Source organism: Arthrobacter pullicola (assembly GCF_014836875.1).
GTDB lineage: Bacteria > Actinomycetota > Actinomycetes > Actinomycetales > Micrococcaceae > Arthrobacter_B > Arthrobacter_B pullicola.
The window spans coordinates 345,659-364,010 of sequence record NZ_JACSQC010000003.1 but is presented as its reverse complement, the minus strand read 5'-3'; the positions used below and the strand labels follow the sequence as shown (position 1 = coordinate 364,010).

The 18,352-nt window shown below is 65.6% G+C and carries 15 protein-coding genes; 6 read left to right on the top strand and 9 right to left on the bottom strand.

The window, feature by feature from the left end:
* Positions 1-49: 49 nt before the first annotated feature.
* Both tpiA and secG read left to right on the top strand, forming a co-directional pair.
* Positions 50-865: a triose-phosphate isomerase gene (gene tpiA / locus H9638_RS07925; RefSeq protein ID WP_191746652.1), complete on the top strand. Its 816-nt coding sequence runs from the start codon at positions 50-52 to the stop codon at positions 863-865.
* Between the two features lie 53 nt (positions 866-918).
* Positions 919-1,170, top strand: a complete 252-nt coding sequence (secG, locus tag H9638_RS07920; RefSeq protein WP_066297948.1) for a preprotein translocase subunit SecG — start codon at positions 919-921, stop codon at positions 1,168-1,170.
* Positions 1,171-1,348: 178 nt separating this feature from the next.
* Here the strand turns inward: secG and pgl are convergent, their stop codons facing one another.
* Genes pgl through tkt form a run of 6 tightly spaced genes read right to left on the bottom strand, consistent with a single transcriptional unit; the run spans position 1,349 to position 9,585 of the window.
* Positions 1,349-2,152: a 6-phosphogluconolactonase gene (gene pgl, locus H9638_RS07915; RefSeq protein ID WP_191746651.1), complete on the bottom strand. Its 804-nt coding sequence runs from the start codon at positions 2,150-2,152 to the stop codon at positions 1,349-1,351.
* Positions 2,149-3,084, bottom strand: a complete 936-nt coding sequence (locus H9638_RS07910) for a glucose-6-phosphate dehydrogenase assembly protein OpcA (RefSeq protein WP_191746650.1) — start codon at positions 3,082-3,084, stop codon at positions 2,149-2,151. Before H9638_RS07910 ends, pgl begins: the two co-directional genes overlap by 4 nt.
* Positions 3,081-4,625, bottom strand: coding sequence for a glucose-6-phosphate dehydrogenase (zwf, locus tag H9638_RS07905; RefSeq protein WP_191746649.1), 1,545 nt, complete (start codon positions 4,623-4,625; stop codon positions 3,081-3,083). Before zwf ends, H9638_RS07910 begins: the two co-directional genes overlap by 4 nt.
* A 3-nt stretch (positions 4,626-4,628) precedes the next feature.
* Positions 4,629-6,251: a glucose-6-phosphate isomerase gene (locus H9638_RS07900; protein WP_191746648.1), complete on the bottom strand. Its 1,623-nt coding sequence runs from the start codon at positions 6,249-6,251 to the stop codon at positions 4,629-4,631.
* 5 nt (positions 6,252-6,256) lie between these two features.
* Positions 6,257-7,372 (bottom strand): transaldolase, encoded by a 1,116-nt coding sequence (gene tal, locus H9638_RS07895; RefSeq protein ID WP_191746647.1) that lies wholly within the window; start codon positions 7,370-7,372, stop codon positions 6,257-6,259.
* Positions 7,373-7,395: 23 nt separating this feature from the next.
* Positions 7,396-9,585, bottom strand: a complete 2,190-nt coding sequence (gene tkt, locus H9638_RS07890; protein ID WP_191746646.1) for a transketolase — start codon at positions 9,583-9,585, stop codon at positions 7,396-7,398.
* A 442-nt stretch (positions 9,586-10,027) separates the two neighbouring features.
* Here tkt and H9638_RS07885 point away from each other — a divergent pair, with 442 nt between their 5' ends.
* On the top strand, positions 10,028-10,924 hold the full coding sequence (locus H9638_RS07885; RefSeq protein ID WP_191746844.1) for a heme o synthase: 897 nt from the start codon (positions 10,028-10,030) through the stop codon (positions 10,922-10,924).
* A 946-nt stretch (positions 10,925-11,870) separates the two neighbouring features.
* Here H9638_RS07885 and H9638_RS07880 read toward each other — a convergent pair.
* The 3 genes from H9638_RS07880 to H9638_RS07870 are packed head-to-tail and all read right to left on the bottom strand — an operon-like array spanning position 11,871 to position 14,595.
* Positions 11,871-12,905 (bottom strand): COX15/CtaA family protein, encoded by a 1,035-nt coding sequence (locus tag H9638_RS07880; protein ID WP_191746645.1) that lies wholly within the window; start codon positions 12,903-12,905, stop codon positions 11,871-11,873.
* Positions 12,896-13,639: an ABC transporter permease gene (locus H9638_RS07875; RefSeq protein WP_191746644.1), complete on the bottom strand. Its 744-nt coding sequence runs from the start codon at positions 13,637-13,639 to the stop codon at positions 12,896-12,898. Before H9638_RS07875 ends, H9638_RS07880 begins: the two co-directional genes overlap by 10 nt.
* Positions 13,636-14,595 carry an ABC transporter ATP-binding protein gene (locus tag H9638_RS07870; RefSeq protein WP_191746643.1) on the bottom strand — a complete coding sequence of 320 codons (960 nt, stop codon included), beginning with the start codon at positions 14,593-14,595 and terminating at the stop codon, positions 13,636-13,638. The genes H9638_RS07875 and H9638_RS07870 overlap by 4 nt, the downstream gene beginning before the upstream one ends.
* 151 nt (positions 14,596-14,746) lie before the next feature.
* Here H9638_RS07870 and H9638_RS07865 point away from each other — a divergent pair, with 151 nt between their 5' ends.
* The 3 genes from H9638_RS07865 to sufD are packed head-to-tail and all read left to right on the top strand — an operon-like array spanning position 14,747 to position 18,326.
* A complete protein-coding gene (locus tag H9638_RS07865; RefSeq protein ID WP_318241818.1) occupies positions 14,747-15,508 on the top strand; it encodes a helix-turn-helix transcriptional regulator in 762 nt (253 codons plus the stop codon).
* Positions 15,508-16,983: a Fe-S cluster assembly protein SufB gene (sufB, locus tag H9638_RS07860; protein WP_225217148.1), complete on the top strand. Its 1,476-nt coding sequence runs from the start codon at positions 15,508-15,510 to the stop codon at positions 16,981-16,983. The genes H9638_RS07865 and sufB overlap by 1 nt, the downstream gene beginning before the upstream one ends.
* Positions 16,983-18,326 (top strand): Fe-S cluster assembly protein SufD, encoded by a 1,344-nt coding sequence (gene sufD, locus H9638_RS07855; protein WP_191746641.1) that lies wholly within the window; start codon positions 16,983-16,985, stop codon positions 18,324-18,326. Before sufB ends, sufD begins: the two co-directional genes overlap by 1 nt.
* The last annotated feature ends 26 nt before the right edge of the window (positions 18,327-18,352 follow it).

Here is an 18,352-nt window from a genome sequence, read left to right as displayed (position 1 = left end):
TTCCCATGTCCGCACCAGGACACCCTAACCAAACCGAACCGGAGCAGAGATGACAACCTCGACCAACGGCAAGTTCGACCGCACACCGCTGATCGCGGGCAACTGGAAAATGAACATGGACCATGTGCAGGGCATTACGCTGCTGCAGAAACTGGCTTGGACGCTCAGCGACGCCAAGCACGACTTCGGCCGGGTCGAAGTTGTGGTCTTCCCTCCGTTCACTGACCTGCGCAGCACCCAGACACTTGTCCAGGGCGACAAGCTTAAGGTCGCCTACGGCGCCCAGGACCTGTCCCCGGAGGACTCCGGTGCCTTCACCGGAGACATTTCCGGGCAGTTCCTGTCCCGTCTGGGCTGCAGCTACGTGCTGGTCGGCCACAGCGAACGCCGCAGCGTCCACGGGGAATCCGATGAACTGCTGAACGCCAAGCTCCGGGCCGCCTTCCGGAACAACCTCGTGCCCGTGCTCTGCGTCGGTGAAGGCCTGGCTGAACGGCAGGCCGGCAACCACCTGCTCCACACCCTGGAGCAGGTGCGCAACGACCTGGTGGGTCTGTCCGCTGAAGAAGTCTCGCGCCTGGTCATCGCCTACGAACCTGTCTGGGCCATCGGCACCGGCGAGGTGGCAGGCCCGGAGGACGCTCAGGAAATGTGCAGCACGATCCGCGCTGAACTCGCAGATCTCTACGACGACGCCGTTGCCGCCAAGGTCCGGCTGCTCTACGGAGGATCTGTGAAGGCTGCCAATGCCGCCAGCATCCTCAAGGAGCGTGACGTGGACGGCGTGCTGGTGGGCGGTGCCAGTTTGGACGTAGCCGAATTTGCTAATATTGTCAGGTTCGAACAACACCTGGTGACCGACTGACCTGCGCAGCGGCAGCGTCTCCAATTCAATGTGTCACCCGTGAAAGGCCGTAAGTGGAAATTCTGAAGATCATCCTGCTGGTTCTGCTTGGCCTGACCAGCTTGCTGCTCACGTTCCTGATCCTTCTTCACAAGGGCCGCGGCGGCGGTATGTCGGACATGTTCGGCGGGGGTATGAGCACCAGCATGGGTTCTTCCGGAGTCGCGGAGAAGAACCTGAACCGCTTCACCGTGGTGTTGGGCCTCTCCTGGGGCCTGGTCATCATAGCCCTCGGCCTGATCCAGCGTTTCTCCGGCGAGTCGTAGGACCCGCCGGCGTATCTGCTTCCCGGACGCTGCTCCCAGCAGTCGGCGCGGCCCCAAGAGACGGCACGGCCCAATTAGCGGCGCGGTGGCAGCCTGAACAGACCTGATACAGAAGAATGGCCCCGGATCGGAGATCCGGGGCCATTCTTCTGTATGCAGTTCGTAACGCTGGGACCCGCTAGTTCCCCGACTCCAGCAGCCGTTCCGGGAGCTGCGAAGCAGCCGCCTGGTCAACCAGCCACCGGGTCTTCGCCCGGCCCTGTGCTCCGGCTGCAGGGACCTGGACCGGACCGGCACCAGCCAAGGCCAGGCCCACGGCTCCGGCCTTGTCCTCGCCGGCCACCACCAGCCAGACCTCTTCGGCGGTGTTGATCGCTTCCAGCGTCAGCGACACGCGCTCCGGCGGCGGCTTGGGGGAGTCGCGCACCGCGACAACGGTCTCGTCGGTGGTGCGGATGCCGGCCATTTCCGGGAACAGGGAGGCGACGTGCGCATCGGGTCCCACCCCCAGGAGCAGGACATCGAACCTTGGAAGCCGCGGGTCGATCTCCTCAAATCCTTCCGCGAGCTCCTCTGCCTCGGCCACTGCAGCCAGTTCCCCGGCATACGCCGCAGCCGCCGCTTCGACGTCACCGGGGGCTTCGGTGGAGGGAACCTCGTGCACCCGCATCGGATCTACTCCCAGGGGCTCAAGCATGGCCTGCCAAGCTGCGCGGGCGTTGCGCTCCGGAGAGTCAGCGGCAACAAACCGCTCGTCTCCCCACCAGAAGTTCACCCGCTGCCAGTCCACGGCACTGCGCGCAGGTGCCGCCGCCACAGCGGCCAGCACGGCGATGCCGGCGCTGCCGCCGGTCAGCACCACGGTGGCCTCACCCCGCCGGCTCTGCACATCCACCAGTTTCGTGATCATGCGGCCCGCCGTCGCACTGCACAGGGCGTCGAAGTCGGGATGGATGCTTACACCGTTCGGGAATTGCCTCATGCGTCAATCCGTTCCGGGATCAGGCACGCTGCCAGTCCCTGCGTTAGTACTTCTCCGAATACTTCGTCAGGATCCAGCCGGCGGAGTTCTTCGGCCAGGCACTCATGCAGGTTCCGCCTGGGCAGCGAGATCCGCTGCTCGGGCTGTCCGGGCTGGGTGAGGTAGGCCGTACTGCCGTCAGGCCGGTACAGCTCGATCATCCCGGCGTTACGTTCCAGCCGGACCCGCCGCATCCCGCTGCCAGCCTTGTCCTCGATGATTTCCACCGGAACCTGGAGGGCATTTTTCAGCCAGGCCGCCAGCAGGAAGGTACTGGCAGAATCTGATGCTCCCTCCACCGTGATGGAGCGGATGCCGCTGGCACCGTTCTGTTCCAGCACCGCTGCCAGCTGGATCCGCCAGTGTGTCAGACGGGTCCAGCTCAGGTCCGTATCGCCGGCCTTGTAGCTCCGGCTGAGGTCCAGCAGCGCCTGCTTCGGGTTGGACTCGTTAGCTGCGTCCGTGATGCGCCGGTGTGCAATGCGGCCCAGGGGAGTGGCGGCGGCCGACTTCGGCACACCGTGCGGCCACCACGCCACGATCGGTGCGTCCGGCAGCAGCAGGGCGGATACCAGTGACTCACTCTCGGCCGCCAGTTCACCGTAGCCGTAGAGCAGGATGACCTCAGAGGCACCGGCATCGCCGCCAACCCGGATCTCCGCGTCCAGCCGGGACGGCTCATCCGGTGATCCTGCCACCAGGACGATGATCCGGCACGGATGTTCCCGGCTGGCGGCGTTCGCCGCTTCAATGGCTTCTTCCACAAAATCGGGCTTGGCAACGATCACCAGGGTCAGCACGCGGCCCAGGGCCACCACCCCGCCCTTGTCCCGCATTGCAACGATCTTCTTCGACACCTTGGACGTGGTGGTGTCTGGCAGTTCAACGATCACGGCCTTCTCCAGGTCCTTCCGTCACGGGCAAGCAGTTCGGCAGCTGAGGGCGGGCCCCAGCTGCCGGGGGCGTAGGGTTCGGGCTGTTCGTCCAGGGAAGCCCAGTACTCCTCGAACGGATCAACGATCTTCCAGGAGAGCTCCACCTCTTCGTGCCGCGGGAACAACGGCGGCTCACCAAGGAGGACGTCGAGGATGAGCCGTTCGTAGGCCTCCGGGCTGGACTCCGTGAAGGAGTGACCGTAGCCGAAGTCCATGGAAACGTCCCGGACCTCCATCTGGGTTCCCGGCACCTTGGAGCCGAACCGGATGGTGGCGCCTTCGTCCGGCTGGACCCGGATGACGACGGCGTTCTGGCCGAAGTCGTCCTCTTCATGGTCCCGGAACAGCAGATTCGGCGCACGCTTAAACACGACGGCGATCTCGGTGACGCGGCGTCCCAGTCGTTTTCCGGCGCGCAGGTAGAACGGCACACCGGCCCAGCGGCGCGTATTGATATCCAGCCGGATGGCCGCGAAGGTTTCGGTCTTGGAATCCGGGTTGAAGCCCTCTTCCTCCAGGAATCCGGTGACCTTTTCGCCGCCCTGCCAGCCGCCGGTGTACTGCCCGCGGGCGGAATGGGTGGAGAGATCCTTGGGCAGCCGGACCGCGGCCAGCACCTTCTCCTTCTCGGCGCGCAGGTGTGCAGCGTCGAAGGAGATCGGCTCTTCCATCGCGGTGAGCGCCAGCAGCTGGAGCAGGTGGTTCTGGATCACGTCGCGGGCGGCTCCGACGCCGTCGTAGTAGCCCGCACGTCCGCCAATGCCGATGTCCTCCGCCATGGTGATCTGGACGTGGTCAACATAATTGGCGTTCCAGATCGGCTCGAAGAGCTGGTTCGCGAAGCGCAGCGCCAGGATGTTCTGGACAGTTTCCTTGCCGAGGTAGTGGTCGATCCGGAAAACCGAATCGGCGGGGAAGACCGCTTCAACCACTTCGTTCAGGTCCCGGGCTGACTGGAGGTCATGGCCGAACGGCTTTTCGATGACGACGCGGCGCCACTGGCCTTCGGCCGAATCAGCCAGTCCGTGGCTGGAGAGCTGCTGGCATACCTGCTCGAAGCTCTTCGGCGGAACGGAAAGATAGAACGCCACGTTGCCGCGGGTGCCGCGCTTCTCATCCAGTTCCTCAAGCGTCGTGCGGAGTTTGTCGAACGCCGCATCGTCGTCGAAGCCGCCCTGCACAAACCGGATGCCTTCGACCAGCTGGTCCCAGACACTCTCGCTGAAGGCCGTCCGGGAACCAGCCTGCACCGATTCCTTCACATATGCGGTGAAGTCAGCGTCGCTCCATTCCCGCCGGCCGAATCCAACCAGGGAAAAACTGGGCGGAAGCAGACCGCGGTTGGCCAGGTCGTAGACCGCCGGAATGAGTTTCTTGCGTGCCAGGTCCCCGGTCACGCCGAAAATCACCAGGGAGGAGGGGCCTGCGATCCGGCTCAGCCGCCGGTCACGAGGATCCCGCAACGGGCTGGGGGAACCGTTGTCTTGCTCATGGGACATCAGCTAGTTACCGTCCTTGGATAGTCCCTTGATGGTCTCCGTCAGCTGCGCGGCTCCTGCGCCGCGGTCCAGCAGGTTCAACCGCAGGACAGGACGCCCCTGGTCGACGAGGACCTGGGCGTCACCGGCTGCCTGGGCCGCGATCAGCTCACCGAAGGTGAACGGACGGCCGGGAATCGGCACGTCCCGGGCGGGGGTCCCGGTGATCTGCAGGTAGGCTCCCTGAGCGGGGCCGCCCTTGTGGAACTGCCCGGTGGAGTGCAGGAAACGCGGTCCCCAGCCGAAGGTCACAGGCCGGCCGGTCAGCTGCGCCAGTTCCGGCCGCAGCTGCTCCAGCGGGGCCTGGGCAGTCCGGTCCAGGTAAGCCTGGATGCTGAGGTAGCCGTCTTCGCCAAGCTGCTGCAGGAGCGCACGGAGCGCGCCTTCGAGGGTGTCGGCACCGCCGAGCAGCGCGGGATCCGCGCGGACCTCGATGTTGCCGTCAACGAACGACGGCGCCGCCGGCTTGGGCTGGGCATCCAGCAGGCCGCGGGCGGCCTTTTTGGCCGCTTCGACGTCGGGCTGGTCAAACGGATTGATACCCAGCAGGCGCCCCGCAACAGCCGTGGCGTACTCCCACAGCATCATCTGCGCGCCGAGGCTGCCGGAGACAACCACCTGGTTTCCCTCCGGAAGGGCATCGGAGTCCGGTGCGGTGATCCGCACGACCAGGACGTCCGGAGCACCGCTGAGGATCTCCGGTGCCCCCGGCTCCACAGCCACCGGAAGCAGCCCGGTGCCCAGCTTGCCCGTGGATTCCGCGATCAGCTGTTCAGCCCAGTCGGGGAAGCCGGCCAGGCCGGACCCCTCATCCACGATCACGATCTTGTTCCGCAGCGGATCCGTCCCGCCCAGCGCCGCGCCGAGCGCGAGGCCGATGTTATCCGCGTCGTTTTCGCTGAGAATCTCGGCCGTGTCCTCTCCGGCGTCCAGCAGGGCTTCGATATCCGCACCTGCCAGCCCGGAGGGCACCAGGCCAAACGCGGTCAGCGCCGAATAGCGCCCGCCGACGTTCGGATCGGCGTTGAAGACTGCGCGGTAGCCGGCCTCGCGCGCCGCGCCGTCCAGGGGCGAGCCCGGATCGGTCACGACCACGATCCGTGACGCGGCGTTGATACCGGCCTTCGTGAAGGCATCCTCAAAGGCACGCCGCTGGGAGTCGGTCTCCACCGTGGAACCCGACTTGGAGGACACCACGATCACGGTCCCCGCCAGGTCTTCGGCCAGGGCCGCAGCGACGGAGTCCGGATCGGTGGAGTCAAGGACCGTGAGGTCCACACCCGCAGTGCGGGTGATGACCTCCGGCGCCAGCGACGAGCCGCCCATGCCGGCCAGGACCACGCGGGTGACCCCTTCAGCAGCGAGCTCGTCGCGGAGCGCACGGATCTGTCCCAGCAGCGGCCGGGAATGTTCCGAGGGGTTCAGCCAGCCAAGCCGGATGGCGGCTTCAGCTTCGGCGTCGGGGCCCCACAGGGTGGGGTCCTGCGCGAGCAGCCGCGCAGCGACTTCATCGCGGACCAGCCCAGGGACCTTCGCCTCCACGGCGTCTCGGGCGGCCCCGGCCGCTTCAAAGGACAGTGTTGTCATGGTTCCTATGCCTCCCGTGCGCCGGCCAGTGCGGTGGATACAGTCTCGAGCAGCTCGCCCCAGGAGACGACGAACTTGTCCAGGCCTTCGGCCTCAAGGAGTTCGACGACTTCGTTGTAGTCCACGCCCTGGCGGTCCAGGGCGTCGAGCAGGGCAGCGGACTCGGCGTAGGTGCCCGTGACGGTGTCACCGGTGACCTTGCCGTGGTCTGCTGTCGCTTCGAGGGTCTTCTCCGGCATCGTGTTGACGACGCCGGGAGCCACCAGCTCGGTGACGTACAGGGTGTCCGGCAGGGCCGGGTCCTTGACGCCGGTGGAGGCCCAGAGGGGACGCTGCGCATTGGCACCGGCGGCTGCCAGGACCTGCCAGCGTTCCGTGGCGAACGACTCTTCGAAGACCTGGTAGGCCAGGCGGGCGTTTGCGAGACCGGCCTTGCCCTTGAGTGCCTTCGCTTCGTCCGAGCCGGCGGCGTCGAGCCGCTTGTCGATCTCGGCGTCGACCCGGGAGACGAAGAAGGACGCCACCGAGTGGATGGTGGAGAGATCATGACCGTTTTCACGGGCCTGCTCGATGCCCACCATGAACGCGTTGATGACCTCGCGGTAGCGCTCCAGCGAGAAGATCAGGGTGACGTTGACGCTGATGCCGGCTGCAAGGACAGCCGAGATCGCCGGCAGGCCTTCCTGGGTGGCCGGGATCTTGATGAGCACGTTGCTGCGCCCAACCTTGTCGAAGAGTTCCTTCGCTTCGTTGATCGTGCCCTGGGTGTCGCGGGAGAGACGGGGGTCCACCTCGATCGAGACCCGGCCGTCAACGCCGTTCGTTGCCTTGTACACGGGGGCGAAGACGTCGCACGCCTGGATGACGTCGTCGGTGGTGATCTCGAAGACGGCCTTGTCGACGTCGGCGCCGCTGGCTGCCAGCTGCTGGACCTGGGCCGCGTAGGACTCGCCGTTCGCCAGGGCGGCGGCGAAGATGCTCGGGTTGGTGGTGACGCCGACGACGTTGCGCGAGGAAATCAGGTCCTTCAGCGAGCCGGAGGTGATCCTTTCGCGCGAGAGGTCATCAAGCCAAATGGAAACTCCGGCCTCGGAGAGGGCTGCGGTAGGGGTGGAAGTCATTGGTGTGCTCCTTTAGTTCCGTTTTACTTCTGGTCGCCGGTCTTGGTGGACGCGGCTCCGGAAGGCGCGGCTGGCGTGCCGGCGGGTGCGGAGTCCTGGCCGCGGACGGCTGCCAGGGAATCGCGGGCGGCCTGTGCGACGGCGTCGGCGGTGATGCCGAACTCGTTGAACAGGGTCTTGTAGTCTGCGGAGGCGCCGAAGTGCTCCAGGGAAACCATGCGCCCGTTATCTCCTACGAACTCACGCCAGCCCTGGGAAATTCCGGCTTCGACCGAAACACGTGCCTTGACGCCGCGGGGGAGGACCGACTCGCGGTAGTCCGCGTCCTGCCGGTTGAACCACTCAACGCTGGGCATGGAAACGACCCGGGCGGCGATTCCCTCGACTGCAAGGGCTTCGCGGGCTTCGACGGCCAGCTGGACCTCGGAGCCGGTGCCGATCAGCACGACGTCCGGAGTGACAGCTTCGCCGCCGCGCACAGCCTCGGCGAGCACGTACCCGCCGCGGGCGGCACCTTCGGCGGAGCCGAAGGAAGCGGCGTCTGCCGTGCCTGTGCCGCGTTCCCAGGTGGGAACGTTCTGGCGGGTCAGGACGATGCCTGCGGGGTTTTCCGTGTTTTCAAGGATGGTGCGCCAGGCGACTGCCACTTCGTTGGCGTCTGCGGGACGGACGACGTCGAGACCCGGGATGGCGCGCAGCGATGCCAGCTGCTCGACCGGCTGGTGCGTCGGTCCGTCTTCGCCGAGGCCGATCGAATCGTGCGTCCAGACGTAGATGGACGGGACGCCCATCAGGGCTCCGAGGCGGATGGCGGGGCGCTGGTAGTCGCTGAAGATCAGGAAGGTTCCGGAGAACGCGCGGGTGTTGCTCGCCATCGTGATGCCGTTGACGATCGCTGCCGCGGCGTGTTCCCGGATGCCGAAGTGCAGCACCCGTCCATAGGGGCCGCCGGACCAGGTGCTGGTCTGCTTGCCTGCGGGGACGAAGGAAGGTGCCCCTTCGATGGTGGTGTTGTTGGATTCGGCGAGGTCTGCTGAACCACCCCAGAGTTCCGGCAGGACCGGACCGATGGCGCTGAGGACCTTGCCGGAAGCGGCGCGGGTTGAGACATCCTTGCCTGCCGCGAACTCGGGCAGGGAAGCTTCCCAGCCGGCGGGCAGCTTGCCGGCCTGGATGCGCTCAAGCAGCTCGGCGCCCTCCGGGTTGGCTTCCTGCCAGGCGGCGAACGCCTCGTTCCACAGGGCGTGTTCCTTGGCGCCGCGGGAGACGGCTGCACGGGCGTGCTCCAGGACGGCGGGATCGACGTCGAAGGACTTTTCCGGGTCGAAGCCCATGGTTTCCTTCAGTGCGGCGACCTCGTCCCGGCCCAGGGCCGAACCGTGGATCTTGCCGGTGTTCTGCTTGTTGGGGGAGGGCCATCCGATGATGGTGCGCAGCGAAATGATCGAGGGACGCGAGGTCTCAGCCTTGGCGGCCATCAGTGCCTGGTAGAGGCCTGCCACATCTTCCTTGTATTCGCCGCTGGCGGTCCAGTCCACGCGCTGGGTGTGCCAGCCGTAGGCCTCGTAGCGCTTGAGGACGTCCTCAGTGAAGGCGATGTCGGTGTCGTCTTCGATGGAAATGTGGTTCTCGTCGTAGATCACCACGAGGTTGCCCAGTTCCTGGTGCCCGGCCAGCGAGGAGGCCTCGGAGGTGACACCTTCCTGGAGGTCGCCGTCGGAGGCAATGACCCAGACGGTGTGGTCGAAGGGGCTCTCGCCGGCGGGAGCCTCGGCGTCGAACATTCCGCGCAGGCGGCGCTGAGCGAAGGCGAAGCCGACGGCGGAGGCCAGGCCCTGGCCCAGCGGGCCGGTGGTGATTTCCACACCGTCAGTGTGCCGGTACTCGGGGTGACCGGGGGTCTTGGAGCCCCAGGTCCGCAGCGCCTTCAGATCGTCCAGCTCCAGTCCGTAGCCGGAGAGGAAGAGCTGGATGTAAAGGGTCAGCGAGGTGTGGCCGGGGGAGAGGACGAAACGGTCGCGGCCGATCCAGTGCGGGTCGGCCGGGTCGTGGCGCATGAGTTTCTGGAACAGCAGGTAGGCTGCCGGAGCCAGGCTCATGGCTGTTCCGGGGTGTCCGTTGCCGACCTTTTCAACTGCGTCGGCAGCGAGGACGCGGATCGTATCCACTGCCTTGCTGTCCGTCTCGGTCCAGGTCAGGTTCTGCTCTTCCAAATGTGGCACGTTTACCGGGCCCTCTCTTTCGGGGATGACCGGCGCCTTGAGCACCGGAAGCCTTGTGCTGAATCGTTACCGGACAATCGCGCTCTCCTGCTCATCCGCTGCCGCATGCGCGGTAATGCTGATCGGGGCGGCAGGCTCTGCGCTCCTCCTGCGGTGCCCGATGGCCCCGTGGGAATGTCCGCTCCAACCTTATCCCGAAGGGCACGCCATTGGGCGTATCGTGACGGTCATCCCCGTGGGATCCTGCCGGGGGAGAAGCACACTCCGGGGACGTTGCTGCGGGAACGGCTCGCAGGCTTCGTTTTCTACAGGGGATAGAGGTTATGATGATCTCGGACTTTTCCGGCCCAGAGCAGGACCCTAGACAGGACTGAGTGATCGTTTCGTGAGTACGCAGCATGCCCCCGCCGAGGTTCCGGTCTACACCGGAAAAATGAGCGCGGGACGTAAGCTTCGGGCCTACGTTGCGCTGACGAAGCCGCGCGTCATTGAACTCCTGCTGGTTACCACGCTTCCCACCATGTTCTTTGCCCAGGGCGGCATTCCCTCTGTCTGGCTCATGGTGGCAACCATGGTCGGCGGCGCACTGGCAGCGGCCAGCGCCGGCGTTTTCAACTGCTACATTGACCGGGACATGGACCGGCTGATGCGCCGGACCGAGAAGCGCCCGCTGGTCACCGGTGAGGTGACGCCGCGTGAGGCCCTCGTCTTCGGCTGGGTGCTGGGCATCGTTTCGATTGCCCTCCTGTGGTTCGGCGCGAACCCGCTGACGGGGCTGCTTGGCCTCGGCGCCATCCTGCTCTATGTGGTCCTGTACACCCTGATCCTCAAGCGCCGGACCACCCAGAACATTGTCTGGGGCGGCGCTGCCGGCTGCATGCCGGTGCTGATCGCCTGGGCTGCCGTAACAAACACCGTCGAATGGCCGGCAGTCATCCTGTTCATGGTCATCTTCCTCTGGACCCCGCCGCACTACTGGCCGCTGTCCATGAAGTACGGCGAGGACTACCGCAATGCCTCGGTACCGATGCTCGGTGCCGTGGCCGGTGCCAAGCTCGTCTCCGTCCAGGTTGTGCTCTACGCCTACGCCACCGTGGTCTGCTCCCTGCTTCTGGTCCCGGTCGGCGGTGCCGGCTGGGTCTACACCATCGGTGCTGCCCTGAGCGGTATCTGGTTCCTTGCCGAGACGCACCGCCTGCACGGCCGTGCCCAGCGCGGCGAGGTCAGCGACAAGTCGGCCATGAAGGTTTTCCATGGCTCGATCAGCTACCTCACGATCCTCTTCATTGCCCTCGCCATCGACCCGTTCGTCGGCGGTCCGCTCTTCTAGCCCGTCCTTTTTCCGGCCTGTGCCCGGCGGGTGGCTGCGTGCTGGTTCCAGCCGTTAGCTGCCTCAGGGGCTGTGTGCCGGTCTGTAACGGGCTGTCTTCTGAAGTTGCGTCTGATTCGCGGGTGATTCTTCCCGATGTCTCTGGAAGACCAGTGGACCCCGGGGCGGTGCTGGTGTCCGAACACTGTAACTCCCGAAAGGGCCCGCCGCTGGTGCCGAATCCGGCGAATCCGTTGGCCGTAAGTCCGTCCGCTGCTGGTGCCGTAACCCGGCGAATCCCATCACCCCAGCCTCGCCTGTTTCGTCCCCGCCGATACGGCGACACACGTTCCCACTGTGTGTATTCTCCTGGGGCTGGTGGGGTCACTCCAGGCCCAGGAGTGAACAAAGAGTGGGAACCCGTGTCATAGGAAGGCTTGCTGCCCGGGTCCCGCAGTGTCTGCCCGGGTCCCGCACTGTCTGAGCGCTGTCTGGTGACGTTCCGGCCCGGCATCTGTGGCACTCATCCGGCAATCGCGGTCCACACGGATCCACGCGGATCCACCGTTCCCACTCTCAGTTACAGGAGTAACCGAGAGTGACCCCACGGGCCACGGCAGTCACATTTAGTGGGAAACCTGGCACCTGGCAGCTGGTACACAGCTCCAGCCCAGCCGCCCCCGCGCGCCCATCCCCACAGCCCCCGCGCGCCCATCCCCACAGCCCCCGCGCGCCCACCCCCAGAAACCCCAAAGGCCTCCCCGCAGACGCGGAGAGGCCTTTGACAAATACGTTCACAGCAAGAGGGACGGCAAGCCGGTCACGCCGGACCAGCAAGGTTCCAACCGTTCCAGCAGGTTCCAGCCGTTCCAGCCGTTCCAGTGGTTCCAGCCGTTCCAGCAGGTAACCGCTCCCTCCGTCAGCGCCGCACAGACACTAAACCGGAAGGGGTTCAGCGGGTACCGGGTTAGCCCCGGGCAGCATCACCTGACGCAGCACCGGAAACTGCAGCATCGGAAACCGCTGCTTCAGACACCGCGCCGCCCGGAACCTTCCGTGAGAGGCCGGTGTAGACGACGTGGGCCGCCGCAGCGGTCATCATCGAGGCACCGAGCATGTGCAGCGCCACCAGGACGATCGGCAGGTGCAGGAAGTGCTGGGTGTAGCCAATGACAGCCTGGGCCAGCAGAACAACTGTAAAGATGAGCAGCGAACGCCGGAGACGCCGGTCGGCACCGCGGCGGTACACCAGGTACAGCGCAACAGCGACGGCGAAGACCAGCAGGTAGACCGGAACCACGTGGAGACGGGTCACCAGGTCAGGGTCCAGGTTGTTGCGTGCTGCGCCATGGTCTCCGGCGTGCGGGCCGGAGCCGGTCACGATGACGCCGAGGATCACCGTGATGGCAGAAAGGACAGCAATGGCCCAGACCACCGGACGCAGGGTGCGCCCGGCCAGCGGTGCCTCGGCAGCAGCAAGCCTGGAGCCGCTGAGCCAGGCCCGGTTCACCAGGACCACGGCCACGCAGATGATCACCATGGAAACAATGAAGTGCAGTCCTACCACCCACGGGTTCAGGCCTGTCCACACGGTGATGCCGCCGATCAGGGCCTGGGCGGGGATGCCGGCCAGGGCAGCCACGGAAAGCCAGAAGAGGTCCGGACGGGCAGAGCGTGCCTTCCAGACCGAGGCCACCATCGCGAAGGCAATGGCTGCCAGCACAAAGGTCAGCAGCCGGTTGCCGAACTCGATGATTCCGTGGACACCCATTTCCGGCGTCGTAATCAGGGAATCCGGGGTGCAGAGCGGCCATTCCGGGCAGCCGAGGCCGGAGGCAGTGAGACGCACGGCTCCGCCCGTGACAACGATGCCGATGTTGGCCACCAGGGTGGCGACCGCCAGGGACCGGACCAGGCGGCTGGTCGCGGGACCCGTGGAAGTCTCCGGGTTTCGGGTGGCTGGGGCAGGTGCGGGTGTCTTCGGCACGGGGGCTAACTCCATTTGAACCAGCGGACGGCAGCGAGGCCGCCCAGGATTGTCCACGCCAGCAGGACGAACGTGGCGGGAAGGTTGAACTGTGTATCGATCAGGGCAGCCCTTAGGGCATCACCCAGAGCCGCCGAGGGCAGCAGCTGGATGTACGGCTCAAGGCCCGCGTTGAGGCTGCTGGCGGGAATGATGATACCGCCAAGGCCCGCCAGCAGGATCCAGAGCAGGTTGGTGATGGCGAGCGTCGCTTCGGGACGGACGGTGCCGGCCACGAGCAGGCCGAGGGCGGTGAAGGCCACTGCCCCGAGTATCAGCAGCAGCAGTGCCAGGGGGATGCCTGGCAGGGAGGGGCGCCACCCAAGGAACAGGGCAACGACCGTGACCAGCAGGACCTGGATGGCCAGGACGGAGAGCACGGCGATGACCTTGCCCGCGATCAGCCCGGCCCGGCCCAGCGGCGTGGTGGAAAGGAACCGCAGGACGCCGTAACGCCGGTCGAACCCGGTGGCAATGCCCTGGCCGGTGAAGGCCGTGGACATGGCGCAGAGCGCCAGGACACCCGGTGTGGCGGTGTCCACCCGGGATGGCCCGTAGCTGTCGAGGATAGGTGTCACGCTCAGCGCGATCAGTCCCAGCAGGGGAAGCACGACGGCGAGAACCAGCTGCTCTCCATTGCGCAGCATGGTGCCGGCTTCATACTTGCCTTGGTTCAGGACCCGGACGGCCAGGGACGCGGGGGCGCTCATCGGATCTCCTTTCCGGAGAGTTCGAGGAATACATCCTCCAGCGTCCGCGACGCCATGTGGATACTGTCCGGCAGGATCCCGGCTTCGTGCCACCAGCCGGCAAGGTTTGCCAGGTCTGCGGGGGAGAACTCACCGCGCAGCGCGTAGCGTCCCGGGCTTTCTTCGGTGAGGGCGAGGTGGGAAAGCGGGGGAATGGATACCGCCAACCCAGGCGGGGCTTCGAAGGTCAGTTCGCGGCCGGAGGGGTGATCCGCCGTCCGCGCCGTCAGTTCAGCCACGGTTCCCCTGGCCACCGTGCGGCCGGCGTCGATGATGTAAACGTAGTCGGCAAGCTTCTGCGCATCGTCGAGCAGATGCGTAGTGAGGATAATGCCGAGGTTCTCGGCACGAAGTTCCTGGATCAGGTCGAACACGATCTGGCGGGACTGCGGATCCAGCCCGGCGCTGGGTTCATCCAGGAAAAGGACTTCCGGATTGCCCACCAGCGCGGCCGCCAGTGCCACCCGCTGCCGCTGGCCTCCGGAGAGGCGCCGGATTCCCGTATTGGCGAAGCTGCCGATCCCCAGCCGGTCCACCAGGGAGTCCACATCACGGGGATCTGCGTACATCCGGGCTACATGGCGCAGTAGTGCCATCGGACGGGCCGACGGCGGCAAACCGCCGTCCTGAAGCATCACGCCTACGCGTGCGCGCAGGTCCGCACCGGCCCCATAGGGCGCACGGCCCAGCAGCCGCACCTCTCCGCCGTCGATCGGCTGCAGCCCCTGGGCACATTCAAGCGTGGTGGTTTTGCCGGCTCCGTTGGCCCCCAGGAGTGCGGTGACCTGGCCGCGTCTGGCCGAGAAATCGACGCCGGCCAGGACCCGGATCATTTTGCCTTCCAGGCCGGGAATGGGACCGCGGTCCCGGATCAGGCCATGGATGGTCAGGCACGGTTCGTCGTTAGGCACGCCCATATTCTACGTTAGGTAGTAGTCCAGTTCCGCCGCCCGGTCAGCATCCTCCCTGCCAAGGGGAAGCCTGCCCTTAGTAGCCTGGAGGAATGGATTAGGTCATGATTGTGTTGTGTATTCAGTGAAGAGTTCTGAGACGGAGATTCCAGGGGCGGTGAACACCGCCCCTGCCACAGTTGCCCGGGAGCCGGACGAGCGCACCCGGGACCGCGTGCTCGGTGCAGTACTGGAGCGCGGTCCTGTCAGCGCCGCTGAACTCGGCGAGAAGCTCGGGTTCACGCCCGCGGCAGTCCGCCGGCACCTCGACACGCTGGAGCGGGAGGGCTTGATCGAGGTCAAGCGCGTCAGCAACCCAGGTTCAGGTGCAGGCCGTCCGGCACGCCGCTACGTGGTGAGCCATCAGGGGCAGTCCTACCTTGGTAATGATTACCTGACCATTGCCACCGAAGCCCTGCGGGAACTGGGCAAGGCTGCCGGCCCCGGGGCTATTGAGGCCTTCGCGGCGGCGCGCTTCCAGAAAATGGAGGAACGGTACCGTCCGATGCTCGACGCCGCCGGGCCGGCTCTCGAAGACCGGGCTGAGGCCCTGGCCGCCCTGCTGACCAAGGACGGGTTCGTCGGATCCACCACCATGATCGGCACCAGCCGGACACCCAGCACCCTGCTGAGCATCCAGCTGTGCCAGGGGCACTGCCCTATCCAGGCGCTGGCAAGCGCCTATCCCGTCTTCTGTGACAAGGAGACCGAAGTTTTCTCCCGGCTGCTGGGAGTGGACGTGCGAAGGCTGTCCACACTCTCCCGCGGGGGGCACGTCTGTACGACCCACATTCCGGTGGGCCGTTCCATGTCTGCGCCGCACCAGCCGGTGGGCGCCGCAACCCAGTCCACATCCACTCATCAGCAAGAAAGGCCGTGATGACGGATCAAGTAACCCGGAAGGCGGAGGCACCCGCAGCGGTGCCCGATTCCGTAATTTCAGACATTCTGGAAAAGAACCCCGAGCTCGAGGGCATCGGCACCTATGAGTACGGTTGGGCTGACTCCGATGTAGCCGGGTCCAACGCACGCCGCGGCCTCTCCGAGGAGGTTGTCCGCGACATCTCGGCGAAGAAGAACGAACCCGAATGGATGCTGGACATCCGGCTGAAGGGCCTGAAGTACTTCGACCGCAAGCCCATGCCGACCTGGGGTGCAGACCTCTCCGGCATCGACTTCGACAACATCAAGTACTTCGTGCGCTCCACCGAGAAGCAGGCCAACACCTGGGAGGACCTGCCGGAGGACATCCGCAACACGTATGAGAAGCTCGGCATCCCCGAAGCTGAGCGCGGCCGCCTGGTTTCCGGCGTCGCCGCCCAGTACGAGTCCGAGGTTGTCTACCACCAGCTCCGCGAGGACCTGGAACGCCAGGGCGTCATCTTCCTCGACACCGACACTGCCCTGAAGGAACACCCGGAGATCTTCCAGGAGTACTTCGGCACCGTCATTCCGGTGGGTGACAACAAGTTCGGCTCGCTGAACACTGCCGTGTGGTCCGGCGGCTCCTTCGTCTACGTCCCGAAGGGCGTGCACGTGGAGATCCCGCTGCAGGCATACTTCCGGATCAACACGGAAAACATGGGCCAGTTCGAGCGGACCCTGATCATCGCCGACGAGGACTCCTACGTCCACTACATCGAGGGCTGCACCGCGCCGATCTACACCTCGGATTCGCTGCACTCGGCCGTCGTCGAAATCATCGTGAAGAAGGGCGCCCGCGTCCGCTACACGACCATCCAGAACTGGTCCAACAACGTGTACAACCTGGTGACCAAGCGCGCCATCGCACACGAAGGCGCCACCATGGAGTGGATCGACGGCAACATCGGTTCCAAGGTCACCATGAAGTACCCGGCTGTTTACCTGGTCGGCGAGCACGCCAAGGGCGAGACCCTGTCGATCGCGTTCGCCGGTGAGGGCCAGCACCAGGACACCGGCTCCAAGATGGTGCACATCGCACCGAACACCAAGAGTTCGATCATCTCCAAGTCGGTGGCCCGCGGCGGCGGCCGTGCAGCCTACCGCGGCCTGGTGCAGGTCCGCGAGGGTGCCAAGAACTCGGCCAACACCGTTCGCTGCGACGCGCTGCTGGTGGACACCATCTCCCGCTCGGACACATACCCGTATGTGGATATCCGCGAGGACGACGTGACCATGGGCCACGAGGCCACGGTCTCGCGCGTCAGCGAAGAACAGCTTTTCTACCTCATGTCACGCGGCCTTCCCGAGGACGAGGCAATGGCCATGATCGTGCGCGGCTTCATCGAGCCGATCGCACGTGAGCTGCCGATGGAATACGCCCTTGAACTCAACCGCCTCATCGAACTCCAGATGGAAGGAGCCGTCGGTTAATGTCGAAGCTTAACGACACCGTAGTAAACGCAGCCGAGAACGTGGCCGAAAAGGTCAGCAATGCAGTGGAGGGCGTCAAGGCACGGATCGGTGCGCCTTCGGGCGAACGCCGCGTCCGCATTGACGGGTTCACTGAGGAAGGCGAAAACCTTTCCCCGCTGAACGATTCCTCTCCCGTACTGGGCGGCGACAGCAGCAAGTCCCACAGCCACGGTGCCGGGGCAGGCATTCCGGACAGCTCACGCGCCGGCCGTCCCTCCTCCTTCCACCGGGCCGACTTCGGCAAGCTCACCGGCCGTGAAGAGGACTGGCGGTTCACCCCGCTGAAGCGCCTGCGCGGCCTGCACACCGCAGAGCTGACGGGCACCGCCCCTGAGGTCGCCGTCGTCGCCCCCGACAACGTCACAGTTGCCGGTATCGGCCGCGATGATGCCCGGATCGGCGCCGCAGGCATCCCTGAGGATCTGGTGGCTGCCGCTGCCTGGGAAGCGTTCACCGACGCAACACTGGTGAGCATCCCGAAGGACACCCAGGCCGAAGGCACCATCACGCTGACCATCACCGGCGCCGGCATCGATCCGGCCGCCCAGCACGTGGTCATCGAAGCCGGAGCCTTCTCCAAGGCCGTTGTGGTCCTGGACCACAAGGGTTCGGCTACCCTGTCGCAGAACGTGGAGATCCTCGTCGGCGACGGTGCGGAACTCACCGTCATCAGCGTCCAGGACTGGGACGACGACGCCGTGCACGCCTCGGCGCAGTACGCCCGGATCGGCCGCGACGCACGCTTCAAGCACGTTGTGGTCAGCCTCGGCGGCGACCTGGTCCGCGTAACGCCCTCATCCAAGTTCACCGCCACCGGCGGCGACGTCGAGATGTTCGGCCTGTACTACGCCGACGCCGGCCAGCACCTGGAACAGCGCCTCTTCGTTGACCACGCTGTCCCGAACTGCAAGTCCCGCGTGATGTACAAGGGCGCACTGCAGGGCAAGGACGCGCACACGGTCTGGGTTGGCGACGTGCTGATCCGCAAGGAAGCCGAAGGGACGGACACCTACGAGGTGAACCGCAACCTGCTGCTGACCGACGGCGGCCGCGCCGACTCCGTGCCGAACCTCGAGATTGAGACCGGCCTGATTGAGGGCGCAGGCCATGCCAGCGCCACCGGCCGGTTCGACGACGAGCACCTGTTCTACCTGATGGCCCGGGGCATCCCGGAGGACGTTGCACGCCGCCTGGTGGTACGTGGCTTCCTGAACGAAATCATCCAGCAGATCAAGGTTCCGGAACTGGAAGAGCGCCTGACCGCCGCCGTCGAGCGTGAGCTCGCCGCCGTCGAGGCCTAAGCACCTTCCTCCCGAAAAACCTGCAG